Here is an 18,716-nt window from a genome sequence, read left to right on the forward strand (position 1 = left end):
CCCTTTCGTGCGATCGGATGAGCATGCGGAGCCGCCGGCTGAGTCCACCGCGAGGGTCAGCCCCTACGTCCTCTTCCGGCGTAGTCGGCTGCCGGTGGCGGAACTGGCGGACCTCCGGTTCGACGAGACCTGGGAGCGGATCGAGGAGGGCCGCCGTCTCCGGGCGGAATGCGCGCGGCGTGCGGAAGAGGTGTCCGACCGTCTGGCCGGGTTCGTCCCGCACGTGGACGAGTCGGTGCGTGCCGATCTCGTCCGGCTGCGCCGTGACGTCTACAACCAGCGTGCCGATCCGGCGGCGCGGCGCATCGACGTCGTGGCACCGCACCTGGACAGGGACACGGTCGCCGGGCTGCGGGAGTGGTTCGACCTCGTTGGGCGGGTGGGGCGCTGCGAGGACGAGGCGCGGTCGCTCTTCGACGCGAGGATGCAGTCGGCACGCGACGGTTTCGCCCGGCTCTTCGAGCACGACTCGATGGCGAGGAGCATCCAGCTCTCGGGCGACCAGCTCTACGAGAGCCTGCGCCGGTACACCTCGGGCGAGATGGGTTCGGTCAAGCCGAGCCGGTTGCGCGTCCTTGAGTCCACGCTGGTCAACTTCGCCTATCGCGCCGCGCTGAAGCCGTCGCCCTTCGGCCGGTTCACCGAGGTCGGAGCCTTCCCCACGGATCTTCCCGAGGCCGAACACGTCGTGTCCGAGCCCCGGACGTACTCGACGTCGACACTGAACCGGGTGCTGGTGAACTGGCTGGTCGCCGGACTGCGACGGGTCGACGGCGGTATCGACCTGTGCCAGGTGCTGCTGAACTCGTCGCTGCGCGCGGACGACAAGACGATCGAGTTCATCGGGCTCGTCCCCGACGCCGGCGGGGAAGGACTGTCCGAGACGGTTGTCAGGCTCAAGCGCGACAAGGTCGTCAACCGCATCCTGACCGTCATGGCCTCGGGCACGGCGTCGGTGCCCGAGGTGCTCCGGGCACTGACCGAGCTGACCGGCAACGAGGAGGCGGGCAGGAAGGCCCTGCGGGCGTTGCTGCGGCTCGAGTTGCTGTACGTCAGCCCCGGCTTCGACGAACAGGACCCGGGATACTCCCAGAAGCTGGCAGGGGTCCTGCGCGCCGGGACGACCGCGCCCGTAGCCGCGATGAGTGGTCATCTCGACACCCTGGTGGAACTGGAAACGGCGCTTTCCGACGCGCCCACGCAGGAGCGCAGGCCGCTGCTGAGCGCCGCGGACAAGGCTCTCACCGGCATCGCCGAGGTCTGCGGGCTGGAAGCGCCCCCCGTCGAGATCTCCCGGGCGCCGGTGTACGAGGACCTCTGGACACCCGACCGTCCCGCCACCTGGAACCGGGAATCCGTGACCAGGAGCGTCCCCGCGCTGGAGAGTCTGTGGCGGCTGTCGTCGATGCTCGACTACGGCCACACGAAGCGGCTGGGGGTGTACGCCTTCGCGGCGGACACGTTCGGCGACCGCGAGACCGTGCCCTTCCTGACGTTCTTCGAGAAGCTCGTACAGCTCTCGGACGCCGAGCAGGACGCGGTGTTCTGGGGGCGTTACTCGGCTGCGGCGGAGACCTACATCGCGCAGCGCGACCAGGCCCTGCGTGACATCGGCGGGCAGCTCGTACCCGAGGACGGCGTCGTCCGGATGACCCCCGAGGCCCTCAAGGACGCGTGCGCGGGCGTGGAGGACTGCGTCGACCCCGACTCGATCACCTTCCGGGTCCAGTTCGCGGGCGGCGCCCCGTCGCCCGACGTCGTGGTGAACGGCGTCCTGACGGGGTACGGCGTCTACTTCTCGCGCTTCAGCTCGTTCATCGAGGGCTCGGCCGCCGAGGGCTGGACGCTCCGGTCGGCCGTCCGGGAACACCTCAGGAAGGCATTCCCCGGTCAGGTGGACCTCAACATGGTCGCCGGGCTCAACTTCAACCTGCACCCACCGCTCACCGACCGGGTGCTGAACTATCCCGGCACCTGGCCCACCTCGCCGGAGATGAAGGCCTACAGCCTCGACAAGCTGATGATCCGGATCGACCACGCCCACCGCGGGCTGTTCCTGTGGGACCCCGAGCTCGACGAGCGCGTCCAGCTGACCCCCATGAACTTCCTGCTCCCCATCGTGGTTCCGGTCCTCTACAACCTCATGGAGGCCCTGAGCCCGACCATCCGGTACAACTACGCGCCGATGGACGACATCGGGCGGGCGATGGGGCACCGCGGGTACCCGGGCTCGTCCCCCCGCCTGATGGTCGGCGACGTCGTCGCCAGCCGCAGGACCTGGACGGTGCCCGCACGCGAGATCCCCGAACTGTCCGAGCTGAGCAAGGACTCGTACCCGGCGCTGCTGCGCTTCGACCAGTGGCGCATCGAACAGGGCCTGCCCCAGCACGCGTTCGTGCTGACCCAGCGCCTGGACGAGTACAACCTGCTGTCCGGGCTGGTCGAGGAGATCCCCCGGGACTGGACCGACTTCAACCACCTGCACAGGGCCAGTGTCCACAAGCCCATGTACGTCGACTTCCGCAATCCGTATCTGGTGCGCAGTTTCGCGAAGACCGCGCTGACGCGGGACGACGTCTACGTGTCCATCCGAGAGTGCATGCCGGCGACCGACGAGTACGGCGGCTCAGGACCGGCGGCGGCAGAGGAGTTTTTCGTTGAGCTCTACAGGGACTGATCGTGACGCCGAGTGGCGGCCGCTCCACATCTATCTGCCGATGTCCCTCCAGCCCACCTTCCTGCGGGACGTGATCCATCCCGTCGTGCGGGACACCGGGATGCGGGACCGCTTCTGGTACTTGCGGTACTGGCAGGGCGGTCCGCACATCCGGCTCAGGCTCCACCGGGCGTCGGACGAGACCGTCGAGTCGGTACGCGGCATGCTGGCCGCGGCGATGCCCACGCTCGACGCCGAGCAGGCCTCCGAGTACGAGGAGCAGTCCTCCCTCCAGCCGGGCCTGGCCGATCTCGAAGGGGCGAAGCCCGAGGAGGTCAGGGCGCCGGGCACCATCGAGCCCACCCCCTACTCGCCCGAGTACGCGAAGTACGGCGGGACCACGGGACTCCGTATCGCCGAAGAGCTCTTCCGCTCCACTTCGGCCGCGGTGCTGGATCTCCTCTCCACCCGGTCGGACCGTGAACTCAAGGCGTCGCCGGCGGGTCTGGCCATGCGCATCATGGCCATGTCCCTCAAAGGCTCCGGGCTGGACATGGAGCAGAGCCAGGATTTCCTCAGCGCCTATGAGGAGGACTGGCGCAGGTGGGTGCCGCCCGGTTACGAGGAGCGATGGGCGGCCGTGTACGAGAAGACGCGTAGCAGGGTGACGAACCTGTGCGGCGCGGTCTGGCGCGACGGAGCCACCGACGTCTTCCACGACATCTATGCCACTGCGCTGAATTCCACACTTTCGGCGCAGGAAAGACCGACGGGGAGTGACCTCGCGGAGCTCGTACTCGAAGAGACCCCGTACGCCGGCTGCCTGGCCAACTACATACACACGACCAACAACCGCCTGGGCATTCTTCCGGCCGCGGAGGCATTCCTGGCGTATGTCATCCGGCGTTCTCTGACCGAACTGCGGGCCCCGCACAGGGTCTGACCGGAGCACAGGAATCCGATCGTGACTATTTGGATTTCTTGGCTCTTGTCACCACAACTACCGCTATATGGCGGTAAGATGGAATGGAATCGAAACCGAAAGGAAGGTGATTCAAGTGGATGCAACAGAGCTCGACTTGAACGCGCTGGAGATCTCGGATCTGATCGAAGACTCGAGCTACAGCGATGAGACGCTGTCGCAGGTCATGGCGGCCTCGTGCACGACCACCGGCTGCACGACCAGCTCGTCGTCGTCCTCGTCGTCCTGACCGGACAGCTCAAGAATGTCTCTGTCGTCGGGCGCTGTTCACCGAATGCGCGCCCGACGGCAGTGACTCCTCCTCTCTCATTTCACGAAAGGGGGTAAGTCACATGGAGTTCACCGATGAGCTCGACCTGAACGCGCTGGAGATCTCGGATCTGATAGACGATCTGAGCCACAGCGACGAGACGCTGTCGCAGGTCATGGCAGCGTCCTGCGTCGGCACCGCCTGCGCGACATCATCGTCGTCTTCTTGATGAGACGGCGAGGATAGTCGCTGTCGCCGGGCGCCATTCACCGAATGCGCGCCCGGCGGCAGCGACGTACCCGGAGGTACGTATTGTGCATGTCTTTGCGACAATCCCCCTCGACGGGGGCGACAGAACGCTGCCGCAGGTGATCCGCGGTTTTGTCACCGACCTGTTCGGGCCGGCCCAGCCCCCCTGGCCGGGTGACTTCTACTTCGTGCGCACGTGGGACCAGGCGACCGGACGCGACTGTCTGCAGATCAGCCTCGGGTCCGACACGGTCACTGCGGGAGAGGCCCGCGACCGGGTCCAACGCGCGGCGGACGGCCACGGTTTGCGTCCGGCCACGGCGGAGGTCCCGTTCGAGGAGATCCCCTCCCCGCTGTGGAACTCCGGGATCGGCGGGGACGGGTTCGACGCCGCGGCGAAGCGGCTCTACCGCGCCGTGGCGCCGGTCCTCGCCCGCAGCATGTCGGAGATCGGCGGCGATACGGCCAAGGCCTACCTGCTCGCGCTGCGCCTGATGGTCGCGAATTCTGGCGCCACCCTGCTGGAGTCCGAGCAGCGGCAGATGTCCTCCCGCGACTTCGGCGAACTGCTCAGCCTCCGTCTGCTCAGCTACCGCTCACACTACGAAGGCGCCAAGACCGCGCAGGCCAAGGACCCCGATGCCTTCGAGCGTCGTTGTGCCGCCTATTACGAGAAATTCGGCTCGGCAGTTCTGGAATTCATCGGTGACTGTGCGTCAGCCCCGTTGCCCGCCGCCGACGACCAGCCGGCCCGCGCCTGGGTGGATGTCGTCCGGCAGCACTTCGGCACCCTGCGCGACGCATGCCGAGCCGGACTCATCGCCCACGACGGGCCCACCCTCGACGACTTGCACAAAACCCCCGACGCCGCCTTGGCGCGCAGCAGCTTCCACTCGAAGGAGCTGTCGCACGAGATGTCGGACCTCCTGCACCGGAACCCGGATTTCCTGGCGTACCGGATTCAGACGAGCCTGCTGTACAGCTGTCTCTACACCATGGGATTCAACCTGGCTGAGCGGTTCCTTTTCTGCTACCTCCTCGCTCGCGCCAACGAGGAGCTGGCAGGAAAGTCAACCGAGGAGCTGGCGGAGGGACTTGACGCCGTCGCCAAGGAACTTGCGAACACCTAGCTCTCTTACCGGAATCCGTCTGGATCTGGCTCCGCACGCCTCCAGCTACGCAAGGGTCCGGCCGAAATCGACCTCAACGGAGGAGAATCATGCACATTGTGCTCGCTAATGTGCCGTGGAGTCCGATCGGGTTTCCATCCCTGGCACTCGGACTGCTCAAGAGTCTCACGCTCAAGGAGTTTCCCGACGCCCAGGTCGACGTGGTGTACGGAAACCTCGACTTCGTGGACTGGATCACCTCGCGCCGCCCTGATTTCAGCTACGAGGACTACCGGTACTACGACCTCGAAAGCTGCTACATCGGGACCGGTGACTGGGTCTTCTCCTCGGCCCTCTACCACGACCCGAAGTGGAAGGTGCCGGAGTTCCTCGAGAAGTTCGGCCCCCAGGCGACGAGCGACCCCGGTCAGGACCTCGCCCACGGAACGACTGTGGAAAGCCGGACGCAGACCACGCTGTGGCTGCACGAACACGTCGAGGAGTTCACCGGCGAACTCGCCGAGCGTATCGCCGCGGGTGAACCCGATGTCGTCGGCTTCACCACCACGTTCCAGACGCTCACCGCATCCCTGGCGGTCGCCCGGCGGCTCAAGGAGCTGTCCCCCCGGACGGTGACGGTGTTCGGCGGCGCCAACTGCGAAGGGCCGATGGGCGAGGCGCTGCACCGCAATTTCGGCTTCATCGACTACGTGGTCCGCGGCGAAGGCGAGTTGGCCTGGCCGGGTCTGCTGCGCTCACTGCGCGAGGAACCGGCCTTCGAAGCCGTCCCGGGTCTGTGCTGGCGGGACGAGAGCGGGACCTCGGTGTTCAACGCCGTGAGCACCAAGCCACTGCCGCCGGCCGCGATGGTCCTGCCCCACTACGACGAGTACTTCGAGCAGTTCTCGAAGTCGCACGCCCGGTTCTGGCTGGAGCCCAGGCTGGTCATCGAGAGTTCCCGCGGCTGCTGGTGGGGCGAGAAGCACCACTGCACCTTCTGCGGGCTGAACGGCGCCAGCATGATGTTCCGCAGCAAGCGGCCGGACCAGTTCATCGACGATCTCGTGACGCTGGCGAAGCGCCACCGGATCCTCGACGTGATGATCGTGGACAACATCCTGGACATGGCCTACCTGGACTCGCTCCTGCCGCATCTCGCCGAGGCGGGGATCGACCTGCGCCTGATGTACGAGATCAAGGCCAACCTGCGCTACGAGCAGCTCGAGATCATCTCCAAAGGCGGCGTGGTCTGCATTCAGCCCGGGGTCGAGAGCCTGAGCAGCAAGGTGCTCAAGCTCATGGACAAGGGCGTCTCCGGCTGCCTCAACGTGCGCATGCTGCGCGACGCCGAGTCGCTGGGGCTGACCGTCATCTGGGCCTACCTCTACGGGTTCCCCGGGGAGACGGACGAGGACTACGCCAAGATCATCGAGCAGTTCCCGAAGTTGCACCACCTGGGCCCGGCCGGCGGTGACGACCGGCTCGCGGTCCAGCGCTTCGCCCCGTACTTCGAGAACCCCTCGCTCGGCTTCCAGGAGCGGTGGGCGGCCTCTCAGTACGCGCTCACCTACGACCTTCCCGAGAAGGAACTGTTCGACATCGCGTACATCTTCGACGCGACGCACCAGGGCATCGGGAACGACATGGCGTGGAAACTGAGGGCCGGACTCGACGAGTGGCGCAACCAGCACTGGCGCAGCCAGTTGTCCTACTTCGAGACCGACGAGGGCATCACGATCACCAACACCCGGCCGGGCTTCGACTGGGACGTCGTCCAGCTCACCACCGACGTCGAGCGCGCGCTCTTCCACCTGCTCGACCAGCCCAGGACGCTCCAGTACCTCGAGCGCGAATGCTCGAAGCGGTTCGGGCAGACGGACGTCAGCGCCGTGATCGACCGGTGGATGGAACTGGGCCTGATCTTCACGGACGACGGCCGGATGATTCACGTCGTCACCAGGGACCGCAACCAGAGGTTCATGCAGATCCAGGTGGGCCAGGGGCTGTCGGCCTCCGACCGCCCGTCTCCGACGCCCGTGGCGGTGTGAGAGGTGAGTGTGCACGTGCCGACGACGAACGATGTCACGACCGTTCCCGCAAGCGGGTTCGACGTACGGTTCAGCCTGTGGCGCCACGGTGCCCCGGGGGTACGGGCCTTGCCGAACATGCACCTCGGCGACCGCGTACTCGGCGGGGACGTCGCGGACGAGGCGCGCCGGATCCATGAGTCCGGCGCGCGGTTCGTGTCGATCGAACCCCTGGTCGACCTCAGTGGGCGGCCCGGGACCGAGCACATGATCCCCGTGCTCTCCTTCATCCGCGAACTCACCGGCTACGGCGTGGAAGTGGACTGGCGGGCGCGTCTGGCGCCGGACGGCCCCGTGTGGTGGGTGTTCAGTCACCTCTTCCCCCCGTCGGTCCTTCAGGGTCCGCGCGGTGAGGAGGTACTGGCCGTCTGGAGGGCGAGGTACCACGTCGGCCGGTGCTTCTTCCGGCGGGGTCCCGGGTTCCTGCAGATCCGGGACCGGCGCCACGCCGGCTTGCGCCGGCTCACGGTCTCGGACGGCGCCCTCGTCTTGGCGATCGAGTCGTTGCTGGCCGACCGCGGCGCGGACATGCCGGAGCAGGCGATGTCGGTGTTCGAGAAGCAGCACCTGGTCGTCCGGATCGGCGGCGGTGTGTGGTGGGCGCCGTACCGGCTGAAGCGCTGGGCGTTGCCGGCTTGGGAGGTATGAGCAGCGTGTACATCCAGATCGTCATCTGGAACCTGGAGAAGTCGGACGCCACGGTGGAAAGCCTGCGCGAGTACCTCCGTGACTACGCGGTGGACGCGTTCTCCACGCTCAGGGGGATGCGGATGAAGACCTGGTTCGCGGACGCCGAGCGGGGTTACTGGGGGGCGGTGTACCTCTGGGACGGCGTGAACATGCAGAACCCGCTGTCGGTGAGCAAGGCGATCGAACTCATCGGCTACCCGCCGACGTCCACGAGCGTTTTCGCGGTCGAGGCGATCGCGGAAGGCGTCAGCGCCATCGAGTCGTTCGCGGGCGTCGGCCGCGCCTTCGAGGAGGTGTCCGCCCCGGACCCGGGCGGTGAGTCGGCGTAACTCGATGCGTCAGGGGTGATCGCCGCCGCGTGCGGTGGTCACCCCTGACGAACGCTCACCGGTTGGCCGCGAGATTCCTGTCGATCCTCTCGTGCAGCGCGATTCCGAGCGAGACGGACACGTTGAGCGACTCGGTCGAGCTCATCATGGGGATCGAGACGGAGGCGGACGACGCTTCCTCGAACTGGTCGGACGGCCCGCCCTTTTCGCTGCCGAACAACAGGGCCAGCCGGTCGGGGCTGTCGCCGAGTTGCTTCACGGAGATATCGCCGTCCGCCGTGAGCGTCATCAGCTTCATGCCGCTGTCCCGGATGAAGGCGATGGCCTCCTCGCGACCGGAGAGGACGACGGGAAGCGAGAAGACGTACCCTCGGCTGGCTCGTTGCAGGCGCCGGTCCGCGATGCTGGTGATGTCACTGTCGACCAGGATGATCCCCGACGCTCCGAGCGCGAGCGACGTTCGCACGATGGCGCCGATGTTGCCGACGATCTTCACCCCGTCGAGAACGACGACGTCCCCGCTCCGGCTCGCGATATCGCTGAACCCGGCCGGGCGGGGGACGCGGGCGATGCCGAACGTCTTGGCCTTCCGCTCCCCCTTGAACAGCTGATTGACGATCGAGGAAGCGATGAGCCGGACCGGAATGTCCTTCCGCCCGCACAGCTCCAGCAACTCCGGCGGAAACGGACTGCTGTCGCTGCCGTAGACCTCGATGAACTCCACTCCGGCCGCGATGCTGTGCGTGAGGGGCTCGACGTCCTCGATCAGCGTGGTCTTGATGTGGGAGCGCGACGGCTTGGTGACGTCGATGATCCGCCGCACCGCCGGATCGGACGGATTGTCGATGATGTCCAGCTCAGTCATGGTCGTCCTGTTCTTCCCCGTTCGAGGCCGCGCGGTTCACGATAGCAAGATCTCAACTCCCGGCGCGCCCGAGCCCTAAGGGACTGTAAGGACTTGGCCGCCGGCATTGAGTGAGCCTGTTCGCGCCGTCGACTCTGTGTGCTCCCGGGCCGCAGACAAGGGAGTTCCGATGGCCACACAGTCCACCGCCGAGCGTGCGCGCACCCCGCGCCGCGACGAACGCAGGGTCGTCAGCAACATCGTGCGCGGATCGATCGGCAACCTGATCGAGTGGTACGACTGGTACGCGTACACCGCCTTCAGCGTCTACTTCGCCTCCGTCTTCTTCCCCTCCGGCGACCAGACCGCCCAGCTCCTGAACACCGCCGCGGTGTTCGCCGTCGGCTTCCTGATGCGGCCGATCGGCGGCTGGGTCCTGGGGCGGTACGCCGACCGCCGTGGCCGCCGCGCGGCGCTGACGCTGTCGGTGACGCTTATGGCGGCCGGTTCGCTGATCGTCGCGCTCACGCCGTCGTACGGCTCGATCGGGGTCGCCGCGCCGGTCCTCCTGGTCACCGCGCGGCTGCTGCAGGGGCTCTCGGTGGGCGGCGAGTACTCGACCTCCGCCACCTACATGTCCGAGGTGGCCTCGCCCGGCCGCCGCGGCTACTACTCCAGCTTCCAGTACGTCACCCTCATCGCCGGCCAGCTGACGGCACTCGGCCTGCAGATCGTCCTGCAACAGGTGCTCAGCGCCGCGCAGATGGAGTCCTGGGGCTGGCGGATCGCGTTCGTCGTCGGCGCCGCGGGGGCGGTGATCGTGCTGTGGCTGCGGCGCGGCATGGACGAGTCCGAGAGCTTCGAGCGGGCCGCGTCGGAAGGCGAGCAGGAGCGCAGCGGCCCGGCCCGCGGCAGCCTGCGGCTGCTGCTGTCCTACCCCCGGCAGTGCCTGGTCGTCGTCGGGCTGACCATGGGCGGCACGCTGTTCTTCTACACGTACACGACCTACCTGCAGAAGTTCATGGTCAACACCAGTGGCATCGCCAAGCCCACGGCGGCCTGGATCAACTTCTTCGCGCTGCTGGTGTTCGTCGTGCTCCAGCCGGTCATGGGCCTGCTCTCCGACCGGGTGGGGCGACGTCCGCTGCTGATCGCGTTCGGGGTGCTGGGCACCGTGGTGGTGGTGCCCTCGCTGACCCTGCTGTCGCACACCAGCGACCCGGTGTACGCGTTCGTGCTGATGGTCGTGCCGCTGGCGGTCAGTTCCCTGTACACCTCGATCAGCGCGGTGGTGAAGGCCGAGCTGTTCCCCACCTCGATCCGGGCGCTCGGCGTCGGCCTGCCGTACGCGCTGACCGTGGCCGTGTTCGGCGGGACCGCCGAGTACGTCGCGCTCTGGTTCAAGAACGCCGGACACGAGAACTGGTACTTCTACTACGTCACCGCCTGTGTCCTGATCTCGCTGCTCGTCTACATTCGGATGCGCGAGACCTCCGACGCGTCGCCGCTGGACGAGGGCGCTTCCCGGTCTCGCGACTGACGAGGCGGGAAGGGAGGCGACCGTGCGGGTGCTGCTGGCCGAGGACGACGACGGCGTGGCGGGCGCGCTGACCGAGGCGCTGTACGACAACGGCCACCTGCCGGCCCGGGTGCGACGCGGCGAGGACGTGCTCGCCCGCCACCGGCAGACGGACCTGCTGCTGCTCGACCTCGGCCTGCCCGACCTGGACGGCCTGGAGGTGCTGCGCAAGCTGCGCGCGGTCAGTGCCCTGCCGGTGGTGGTGCTCACCGCGCGGGGCGACGAGCGGTCGGTGGTGCGCGGGCTGCGACTGGGCGCCGACGACTACCTGGTCAAGCCGGTCCGGCTGGCCGAGCTGCTGGCCCGTATCGAGGCCGTCACCCGCCGTGCCTCGGCCCCCGCCGCCCCGGCGGCGCGCACCGTCCGTGTCGCCGACGTCGAGGTCGACCTCGACGCGCGCCGGGTGACGGTCGGCGGCGCGGAGGTGCGGCTGACCGCCAAGGAGTTCGAGGTCCTCGCCGCGCTGGCGGCGCGGGCCGGCACGGCGGTCAGCCGCCAGCAGCTGATGGACGAGGTGTGGGGCGACGCCTTCCTCGCCGTGTCCCGCTCGCTCGACGTGCACCTCACCCAGGTGCGGGCCAAGCTCGGCCGCCCCGAGGTGCTGACCACCATCCGCGGCTTCGGCTACCGCTTCGGCGACTGAGCCGGTCGCTGACGGCAGGCCCTGTTCATGCGCACCCGCGTCCTCACCGTGGTCCTGGCCTTCGTGGTGCTCGCCGTGGCCGGCTTCGCCGCCCCGCTGCTGGCCGTGACCGCCGCGCAGCGCACCCAGCAGCTCGTCGCGGCGCGCACCGCCGACCTCGACCGTTTCGCCGGGCTGGCCGAGCAGGCCGCCGAGAGCGACGACACCGGCGCGCTCACGGCCGACGTGCGCCGCTACACCGAGCTGTACGGCGAGGCCGTCGTGGTCGTCGACGCCCGCCGCGCCCCGCTGGTGCAGACGGGCGGCCTGCGCGCCGCCGACCCGGCCGTCGCCCGGCTCGTCGACGCGGCGCTGCGCAACCAGCCCGTCTCGCCCGGAGGGACGCTGCGGCCCTGGTCCCGGTCCGACCGGCTGCTCGCCCGTCCCGTGGGCACCGGCACCAGGGTGTCCGGCGCCGTGGTGCTGCGGGCCTCGGTGCGGGCCGCGGCGGACGACATCGCCCTGCGGTGGGCGCTCGTGCTGGCCGGCGCCGGGCTGTTCGCCGTGGCCTGTGTGCTGCTCGCCCGCCGGGCCACGCAGTGGGTCGTCCGGCCGCTGCACCGTCTCGACCGCGCGGTCGGCGCCCTGGCCGCCGGCCTGCCGCCCGAGCACGCGCGGGCCGGCGGGCCCCCGGAGCTGCGCCAGCTGGCCGGCGGCTTCAACCGGATGGCCGACGCGGTCACCACCGCGCTGGAACAGCAGCGCCGGCTGGTCGCCGACACCTCGCACCAGCTGCGCAACCCCCTGGCGGCCCTGCGGCTGCGCATCGACTCGCTCCAGCCCCATCTGCGCACCTCCGCCACCCGCACCTATACCGGGGTGACCTCCGAACTCGAACGCATGGAGCACCTCCTCGACGACCTGCTCACCCTGGCGAACGCCGAGCACCGCGCCGGTGAGCTGGCCGTCACGGACGCGGGGGAACCGTGCTGCGACGCGACGGCGGTCGCAGCGGCCCAGGTCCGGCTGTGGCAGCCGGTGGCCGAACAGGCAGGCGTCCGCCTGGAGTCGGCCGCCGGCCCCGCCGTTCTCATGGCCTGCCCGGGGGGAGAGCTGGCCCAGGTGGCCGACATCCTCTTCGACAACGCGATCAAGTACGCGGGACGGGGTGCCCGCGTCGAGGCACGCTGCTTCGCCGAGGGCGCGGACGCGGTGTTCGAGGTGCGGGACGACGGGCCGGGCCTGGACACCGGGGAACTCCCCCGGGCGGGCACCCGCTTCTGGCGCTCGGAACGCCATCGCGAGGTACGCGGCAGCGGCCTCGGACTGGCGATCGCCGAGCGACTGGTGGCCGGTCACGCCGGACACGTGGAGTTCACGGCGGCCGAACCGCACGGCCTGCGCGTCCGGGTCGTGCTCCCGAAGGGGCCCACGGCATGACCGGCCCGGCACACCCCACGGCCCGGCGCACCGTGCTGCGCGTCGCCCTCGGCGCGGCCGGTGCCGGCCTGCTCGCAGGGTCCGCGGCGGCGGACGCGCGGCGCGCGGACAGCGGCCCGGAGGGAGAGCTGAGGATCGCGACCGGCGAGACCGACGGGTTCTACGCGGCCTTCGGCCGGCTGCTCGCGACCCAGGTCACGGCCGCCTATCCCCGGCTGTCCTGCGAGGTGGTCCGCAGCGAGGGCAGCGTGGCCAACGTGCGGCTGCTCCGGGCCCGCCGGGCCGATGTGGCCCTGGCCCTGTCGGACATCGCGTGGGCGGCGTACGGCGGCACCGCGCCGTTCGGCCGCCGCGTCCCGCTGCGCGCGATCGGCAGGGTCTACGAGAACTACGTCCAGCTCGCGGTGCGCGCCGGGGCGCCCCTGCACACCGTGTCCGACTTGGCGGGCCGCACCGTCTCGCTGGGCGCGCCCGCGTCCGGCGGTGCGGTGCTCGGCGACCGTCTGCTGCGGGCCGCGGGCCTCACCCCCGGCACCGACGTACGGGTCCGGCATCTGCTGATGCCCGAGGCGGCCCGCGCGATGCGGGCCGGCGCGATCGACGCCCTGCTGGTCGCCGGGGGTGTGCCGCTCCCCGTGCTGTCGGGGCTCGACACCCGCCCCGGCATCCGGCTGCTGCCCCTGTCCGGCCTGCTGCCCCGGCTGCGCGCCGGCCTCGGCCCGGAAGGGTCGGGTCTGGAGACGGTGACGGTACCGGCCGGGGCCTACCGGGGGACCCCGGAGGTGCCCACCATCGGCGTCGCCAACCTGCTGCTGTGCCGCCCCGGCCTCCCCGCCCCCGTCGCCGCCGCCCTCACCCGCGTCCTGGTCCGCCGTGCCACCCGTCTCGTCCCCGCCCCGGCCCTCGGCACCCAGTTCCTCGACGCCCGCAGCCTGATCTCCACCGGGGCGGTCCCCCTGCACCCGGGGGCGGTCGCCGCCTATCGCGAACTGCACGGCTAGCCAGGTTAGGATCCTGGTCATGGCCCTGACCATGAACGACGTGGACCGGTTCGAGGCAGCCAGGCCCCGCCTGGAGGCCATCGCCTACCGTCTCCTCGGTTCCGCGAGCGAGGCCGAGGACGCCGTGCAGGAGACCTTCCTGCGCTGGCAGGCCACCGACGTCGACCGTATCGAGGTTCCCGAGGCCTGGCTGACGAAGGTGCTCACCAACCTGTGTCTCAACCAGCTCACCTCGGCCCGCGCGCGGCGCGAGACCTACGTGGGCCAGTGGCTGCCGGAGCCGGTGCTCGCCGGGGACCCGATGCTGGGACCGGCCGACACCGCCGAACAGCGCGAATCGGTCTCGTACGCGGTCCTCGCCCTGCTGGAGCGCCTCTCCCCCAATGAGCGGGCGGTGTACGTGCTGCGCGAGGCATTCGACTACCCGCACCGGGAGATCGCCGAGATCCTCGACATCACCGAGGCCGCCAGCCAGCAGATCCTCCACCGCGCCAAGACGCACGTCGCGGACGGCAAGGCCCGCACCGAGGTCGACGAGGCCGCCGCCCGGCGGATCGTCGACGAGTTCCTCGCGGCGGCCACCAGCGGCCGGACCGAGCCGCTCGTGCGGCTGCTCACCCAGGACGCCATCGCGGTCGGCGACGGCGGCGGGAAGGTCCCGGCCCGCGCCAGGGCGTTCCAGGGTGCCCTCGCGGTCGCGACGTTCATGCGGGGCCTGTTCAAGCCCGGCAAGGCCAAGCGCGACCTGGTCGGCGGATCGCCCGACGTCTACGCCACGACCGCCAACGGCGACCCCGCCCTCGTCGTGGTCCTCGACGGCCGGGTCATCGGCGTGATGTGCCTGGAGATCACCGCCGAGGGCATCGCCGCGTTCCGCAGCCAGGTCAACCCCGACAAGCTCGAACGCGCGACGAGGCTGTGGGCGGCCTCCGAGCACGGCGATCCCCTGGTCACGGTCTTCTGACCGCTGCTTGTGGTCTTCTGACCTCACCGACCAGGATGTGACGTGCTTCACACCGCGTTCCTGTCAGGAAACGGCGGGCCGCCCGGTTCAGGGGGCGAGTCCCGCTCAAGAACAGGAGCCCGGAAATGCAGCACCGCATCGTCGTCCTCGGAGCCGGCTACGCCGGAGCCATCGCCGCCGGCCGCCTCGCGAGGCGGCTGCACCGTGAAGACGTCGCCATCACCCTCGTCAACGCCGAGCCCGACTTCGTCGAACGGGTCCGGATGCACCAGCTCGCGACCGGCCAGGACCTCCCATCCCGGCCCCTCGGCGAGATGTTCGCGGGCACCGGCGTCGCACTGAGGATCGCGAAGGTCACCGCCGTCGACGTCGACCGCAAGGCCGTGACCGTCGTCGACGCGAACGGCCCCGGCGAGCCGGAGGCCGAGGAGCTGGAGTACGACACCCTCGTGTACGCCCTCGGCAGCACCTGGAACGACCAGGGCGTCCCCGGCGCCGCCGAGTACGCCCACCAGATCGCCGGGCGGCCCGGCGCACTGCGGTTGCGCGAGCGTCTGGCCCGCCTGGACGCCGGGGAGCCCGTGGTCGTGGTCGGCGGCGGACTGACGGGCCTGGAGGCCGCGACCGAGATCGCCGAGGCCCGCCCGGACCTCGATGTCGCCCTCGCCGCGCGCGGCGAGCTCGGCGACTGGCTCTCGTCCAAGGGCCGCCGGCACCTGCTCAGGGTCTTCGACGAGCTCGGCATCACCGTCCACGAGCACGCCCTGGTCACCGGAGTCGAGGCCGACCGGGTCAGCACCACCGGCGGCGGGACGATCCCGGCCGCGGTCACCGTGTGGACCACCGGCTTCGCCGTCCACCCGATCGCGCGGGCCACCACCCTGGACGTCACCGACACCGGCCGGATCGTGGTCGACGGGACCATGCGCTCGGTCTCGCACCCGGACGTGTACGCCATCGGGGACGCGGCCCTGGCCATGGGCCCGGGCGACAAGCCGCTGCGGATGTCGTGCGCCTCCGGCACGCCCATGGCGTGGCAGGCCGCCGACGCCATCGCGGCCCGACTGACGGGCGGGAAGCTCCCGAACGCGCCGCTGCGCTACTTCAACCAGTGCATCTCGCTGGGCCGCGGGGAAGGCCTGATCCAGTACGTCACCGCCGACGACCGCTCCGTCCGGGCGGCTCTGACGGGCCGGTTCGCCGCCGTCTACAAGGAACTGGTCTGCAAGGGCGCGGTCTGGGGCGTCGCCCACCCGACGCTCGGTCTGCCGACCCGCCGCCGGCACGTCGTACGGCAGCCGGCCCGGGCTCGGACGCCGGTCAGCACGGCGGCCTGACGCCCACTCCATGGCTGCTGACGAGGCGGTCTCCTCAGCCCCGCATCCCGAACAGGAAACGCGTCACCCGCGTCCTGCGCACCAACAGCTCGTACGCCGCGAGCGTCAGGGCGAGGGAGATCGTCACCAGCACCACGTACTCGACCGGAATCGGAGCGGCCCAGCCCACCACGAAGTAGGCGACGGCGACGACGATCGGCTGGTGGAGTACGTACAGCGGAAGGACGGCGGGGGCGAGGTACCCGTACACGCGCTGCCCCGTCGTGGGAGCCGCCGGCTCCGGGGACCCTGGTGGGAGCTGTCGGCGGGGGCGGTCGAGGAGGCCCGGGATGGCGACGACCAGGCACCAGCCGGCCGCCCCGAACAGGGCCCGGGAGACCACGGCCAGAGGGGTCGTCTCCGTGAAGGGGTCGTCGGCCGTGGTGAAGCCCGGGGCGGCCGCCATGAACAGGAGGACGCCGAGACAGGCCGTGGGGCGTGCGTCCCGGCGCATGACGGTGCGGAAGCGGGGGTCGGTGGCGAGAGTGAAGCCGGCGGCGAAGAAGAGGAGGTACGACCAGCGGTGCCAGCCCGCGTAGCCCTCCTCCATGCCGGCGAAGGCGCAGATCGCGGCGAAGGCGAGGGCCGGCAGCAGTACGACGCCTCGTCGGCGCAGGGACACGGCCGCCGCGCGGTCGGCGAGCCGGTGGAAGGGCTCGTGGGGCAGGAAGCGGTGCAGGGGCGCCAGCATCAGGGAGAACGTCAGCAGGAGCACGACGAACCAGAGATGACCGGTCTCGAAGTGCTCCCCCTGGAGGAAGAAGGGCAGTTCGTCGAACTCCACGTGCACGTCGAAGAAGCGGGGCAGGAAGCCGGCGTACGACTCGTCGTAGTCCGGGTCCGAGGAGCGCAGCCGCAGCCACTGCGAGAGCGGGTTCAACAGGAGGGTCCCGACGAGCAGCGGGATGCCCAGCCGCAGCGAGCGCTCCTTGGCGAAGGTGCCCGCGCCGCGGCGCCGCAGCGAGTGCCGGGCGCCCAGGCCGGAGATCAGGAACAGCAGCGGCATCGCCCAGACGACCCCGAACCCGGCGATGACCGTGATGGCTTCGGTGGTGTCGGCGTTCCTGACGTAGAAGTCGCCCTCGGTCGCGAACACCAGCGCCGAGTGGAAGAAGACCAGCCCGACGACCACCGCCATCCGCATCACGTCCAGCTCCGGCCGCCGTCCCTGCGGTAACCCCGCCTGCGGTGACTCCGTACGCGTCGCCATGCCGCGTCCTCCCCCGATTCGCCTGCGTTCCCACCAGTGTTGGGCGGCCGGCCGTCGAGGGCCATACCCGCGGCCGGCCGCTCAAGCCGCCGTGAACCGTTCGGCGGCGTCCCAGAGTTCGGCTTCACGCCGTGGGCGCACGCCCGGCTCGGTCGTCTCGGTGTCCGGCATCGGTGGCTGGTCGCGTGGCAGGGGTGTGTCACTGCGGTGCGGGACTTTCAAAGCACCCCTGGAGCGCACTTCACGCGACTAGCGTGCAGTCCATGAAGTACACGCAGCTCGGACGCACGGGACTCAAGGTCAGCCGGCTCGTCCTCGGCACCATGAACTTCGGTCCGCACACCGACGAGGCCGACGGCCACGCCATCATGGACGCGGCGCTGGACGCGGGCATCAACTTCTTCGACACGGCGAACGTGTACGGCTGGGGCGAGAACAAGGGCCGTACCGAGAGCATCATCGGCAACTGGTTCGCGAAGGGCGGCGAGCGGCGCGACAAGGTCGTCCTCGCCACCAAGGTGTACGGCAACATGGGGGCGGACGGCGCGGCGTGGCCCAACCACGAGAAGCTGTCGGCGGTGAACATCCGGCGCGCCGTGGACGCGTCGCTCAAGCGGCTCCAGACCGACCACATCGACCTCTACCAGTTCCACCACATCGACCGGGACACCCCGTTCGAGGAGATCTGGCAGGCCATCGACGTCCTGGTCCAGCAGGGGAAGATCCTCTACGCCGGGTCCTCCAACTTCCCGGGCTACAAGATCGCCCAGGCGAACGAGATCGCCGCCCGTCGCGGCCACACCATCGGCCTCGTGAGCGAGCAGTGCCTCTACAACCTCTACGAGCGCCGCGCCGAGATGGAGGTCATCCCGGCCGCGCAGGAGTACGGCCTCGGCGTCATCCCGTTCTCGCCGCTGCACGGCGGTGCGCTCGGCGGCGTGCTGAAGAAGGAGGTCGAGGGCGGTCGGCGCAGCGAGGGTCGAGCCGCGGGCGCCATGTCCGGCCCTGAGGTACACGCGAAGATCCAGGCGTACGAGGACCTGATCGACAAGCATGGTCTGGAGCCCGGCGAGGCCGCCCTGGCCTGGCTGCTCACCCGTCCCGGCGTGACCGGTCCGATCGTCGGCCCGCGCACGGCGGAGCAGCTCGAATCCGCCCTGCGCGCCGTCGAGTTGGATCTGAGCGAGGAGCTGCTGGCCGGGCTGGACGAGATCTTCCCGGGGCCGGGACCGTCTCCGGAGGCCTTCGCCTGGTAGCGGTGGTGCGGAGCACTGCGAAAAGCACCTGGGGACGGCCGCGGCCGCTGGGCCCGGCTCGTCCCCAGGGTG

General features: G+C 69.8%; 17 protein-coding genes. 15 read left to right on the plus strand and 2 right to left on the minus strand.

Features of this window, described 5'->3' with window-relative positions; all coding sequences use genetic code 11:
* The first annotated feature begins 7 nt into the window (after window positions 1-7).
* From ACFZDA_RS18805 to ACFZDA_RS18840, 8 genes are all read left to right on the plus strand, one after another.
* Window positions 8-2,677, plus strand: coding sequence for a lantibiotic dehydratase (locus ACFZDA_RS18805; RefSeq protein WP_391082297.1), 2,670 nt, complete (start codon window positions 8-10; stop codon window positions 2,675-2,677).
* Window positions 2,658-3,599 (plus strand): thiopeptide-type bacteriocin biosynthesis protein, encoded by a 942-nt coding sequence (locus tag ACFZDA_RS18810; protein ID WP_391082300.1) that lies wholly within the window; start codon window positions 2,658-2,660, stop codon window positions 3,597-3,599. The genes ACFZDA_RS18805 and ACFZDA_RS18810 overlap by 20 nt, the downstream gene beginning before the upstream one ends.
* A 115-nt stretch (window positions 3,600-3,714) precedes the next feature.
* On the plus strand, window positions 3,715-3,867 hold the full coding sequence (locus tag ACFZDA_RS18815) for a thiocillin/thiostrepton family thiazolyl peptide (RefSeq protein ID WP_391082303.1): 153 nt from the start codon (window positions 3,715-3,717) through the stop codon (window positions 3,865-3,867).
* A gap of 103 nt (window positions 3,868-3,970) precedes the next feature.
* Window positions 3,971-4,117 carry a thiocillin/thiostrepton family thiazolyl peptide gene (locus ACFZDA_RS18820; RefSeq protein ID WP_391082306.1) on the plus strand — a complete coding sequence of 49 codons (147 nt, stop codon included), beginning with the start codon at window positions 3,971-3,973 and terminating at the stop codon, window positions 4,115-4,117.
* Between the two features lie 85 nt (window positions 4,118-4,202).
* Window positions 4,203-5,267, plus strand: coding sequence for a hypothetical protein (locus ACFZDA_RS18825; protein ID WP_391082309.1), 1,065 nt, complete (start codon window positions 4,203-4,205; stop codon window positions 5,265-5,267).
* A gap of 89 nt (window positions 5,268-5,356) precedes the next feature.
* On the plus strand, window positions 5,357-7,294 hold the full coding sequence (locus ACFZDA_RS18830) for a RiPP maturation radical SAM C-methyltransferase (RefSeq protein WP_391082312.1): 1,938 nt from the start codon (window positions 5,357-5,359) through the stop codon (window positions 7,292-7,294).
* 15 nt (window positions 7,295-7,309) lie between these two features.
* Window positions 7,310-7,981 carry a DUF5825 family protein gene (locus ACFZDA_RS18835; RefSeq protein WP_391082315.1) on the plus strand — a complete coding sequence of 224 codons (672 nt, stop codon included), beginning with the start codon at window positions 7,310-7,312 and terminating at the stop codon, window positions 7,979-7,981.
* Window positions 7,978-8,352 (plus strand): hypothetical protein, encoded by a 375-nt coding sequence (locus ACFZDA_RS18840; RefSeq protein WP_391082318.1) that lies wholly within the window; start codon window positions 7,978-7,980, stop codon window positions 8,350-8,352. Before ACFZDA_RS18835 ends, ACFZDA_RS18840 begins: the two co-directional genes overlap by 4 nt.
* A 55-nt stretch (window positions 8,353-8,407) precedes the next feature.
* Here ACFZDA_RS18840 and nshR read toward each other — a convergent pair whose 3' ends face one another.
* On the minus strand, window positions 8,408-9,217 hold the full coding sequence (gene nshR / locus ACFZDA_RS18845) for an NshR/TsnR family 23S rRNA methyltransferase (RefSeq protein WP_391082321.1): 810 nt from the start codon (window positions 9,215-9,217) through the stop codon (window positions 8,408-8,410).
* A gap of 169 nt (window positions 9,218-9,386) precedes the next feature.
* On the opposite strand from nshR, the gene ACFZDA_RS18850 reads away from it, so the two are divergent.
* The 6 genes from ACFZDA_RS18850 (at window position 9,387) to ACFZDA_RS18875 (ending at window position 16,139) form a co-directional block, all read left to right on the plus strand.
* Window positions 9,387-10,736 carry an MFS transporter gene (locus ACFZDA_RS18850; RefSeq protein ID WP_391082324.1) on the plus strand — a complete coding sequence of 450 codons (1,350 nt, stop codon included), beginning with the start codon at window positions 9,387-9,389 and terminating at the stop codon, window positions 10,734-10,736.
* A gap of 22 nt (window positions 10,737-10,758) precedes the next feature.
* On the plus strand, window positions 10,759-11,418 hold the full coding sequence (locus ACFZDA_RS18855; protein WP_391082327.1) for a winged helix-turn-helix domain-containing protein: 660 nt from the start codon (window positions 10,759-10,761) through the stop codon (window positions 11,416-11,418).
* A 27-nt stretch (window positions 11,419-11,445) separates the two neighbouring features.
* Window positions 11,446-12,837: an ATP-binding protein gene (locus ACFZDA_RS18860; RefSeq protein WP_391082330.1), complete on the plus strand. Its 1,392-nt coding sequence runs from the start codon at window positions 11,446-11,448 to the stop codon at window positions 12,835-12,837.
* Entirely contained in the window at window positions 12,834-13,838 is a 1,005-nt protein-coding gene (locus tag ACFZDA_RS18865) for a TAXI family TRAP transporter solute-binding subunit (protein WP_391082333.1), read from the plus strand. Before ACFZDA_RS18860 ends, ACFZDA_RS18865 begins: the two co-directional genes overlap by 4 nt.
* Before the next feature lie 19 nt (window positions 13,839-13,857).
* Window positions 13,858-14,802, plus strand: coding sequence for an RNA polymerase sigma-70 factor (locus ACFZDA_RS18870; RefSeq protein ID WP_391082336.1), 945 nt, complete (start codon window positions 13,858-13,860; stop codon window positions 14,800-14,802).
* Window positions 14,803-14,927: 125 nt separating this feature from the next.
* Window positions 14,928-16,139 carry an FAD-dependent oxidoreductase gene (locus ACFZDA_RS18875; RefSeq protein WP_391082339.1) on the plus strand — a complete coding sequence of 404 codons (1,212 nt, stop codon included), beginning with the start codon at window positions 14,928-14,930 and terminating at the stop codon, window positions 16,137-16,139.
* A gap of 34 nt (window positions 16,140-16,173) precedes the next feature.
* On the opposite strand, the gene ACFZDA_RS18880 is transcribed toward ACFZDA_RS18875, so the two are convergent.
* Window positions 16,174-17,388, minus strand: coding sequence for an acyltransferase family protein (locus ACFZDA_RS18880; RefSeq protein ID WP_391082342.1), 1,215 nt, complete (start codon window positions 17,386-17,388; stop codon window positions 16,174-16,176).
* Between the two features lie 263 nt (window positions 17,389-17,651).
* Here ACFZDA_RS18880 and ACFZDA_RS18885 point away from each other — a divergent pair, with 263 nt between their 5' ends.
* A complete protein-coding gene (locus ACFZDA_RS18885; protein ID WP_391082344.1) occupies window positions 17,652-18,644 on the plus strand; it encodes an aldo/keto reductase in 993 nt (330 codons plus the stop codon).
* The last annotated feature ends 72 nt before the right edge of the window (window positions 18,645-18,716 follow it).

Origin of the sequence: Streptomyces sp. NPDC007991, assembly GCF_042958445.1 — a bacterium.
In the GTDB taxonomy this organism is placed as follows: Bacteria; Actinomycetota; Actinomycetes; order Streptomycetales; family Streptomycetaceae; genus Streptomyces.

Excerpts from the sequence above, each read along its gene's own strand:
- ACFZDA_RS18820 (WP_391082306.1), top strand. The coding sequence starts at position 3,971 with ATGGAGTTCACCGATGAGCTCGACCTGAACGCGCTGGAGATCTCGGAT.
- ACFZDA_RS18830 (WP_391082312.1), top strand. The coding sequence starts at position 5,357 with ATGCACATTGTGCTCGCTAATGTGCCGTGGAGTCCGATCGGGTTTCCA.
- ACFZDA_RS18840 (WP_391082318.1), top strand. The coding sequence starts at position 7,978 with ATGAGCAGCGTGTACATCCAGATCGTCATCTGGAACCTGGAGAAGTCG.
- nshR (WP_391082321.1), bottom strand. The coding sequence starts at position 9,217 with ATGACTGAGCTGGACATCATCGACAATCCGTCCGATCCGGCGGTGCGG.
- ACFZDA_RS18850 (WP_391082324.1), top strand. The coding sequence starts at position 9,387 with ATGGCCACACAGTCCACCGCCGAGCGTGCGCGCACCCCGCGCCGCGAC.
- ACFZDA_RS18860 (WP_391082330.1), top strand. The coding sequence starts at position 11,446 with ATGCGCACCCGCGTCCTCACCGTGGTCCTGGCCTTCGTGGTGCTCGCC.
- ACFZDA_RS18865 (WP_391082333.1), top strand. The coding sequence starts at position 12,834 with ATGACCGGCCCGGCACACCCCACGGCCCGGCGCACCGTGCTGCGCGTC.
- ACFZDA_RS18870 (WP_391082336.1), top strand. The coding sequence starts at position 13,858 with ATGGCCCTGACCATGAACGACGTGGACCGGTTCGAGGCAGCCAGGCCC.
- ACFZDA_RS18875 (WP_391082339.1), top strand. The coding sequence starts at position 14,928 with ATGCAGCACCGCATCGTCGTCCTCGGAGCCGGCTACGCCGGAGCCATC.
- ACFZDA_RS18880 (WP_391082342.1), bottom strand. The coding sequence starts at position 17,388 with ATGGCGACGCGTACGGAGTCACCGCAGGCGGGGTTACCGCAGGGACGG.
- ACFZDA_RS18885 (WP_391082344.1), top strand. The coding sequence starts at position 17,652 with ATGAAGTACACGCAGCTCGGACGCACGGGACTCAAGGTCAGCCGGCTC.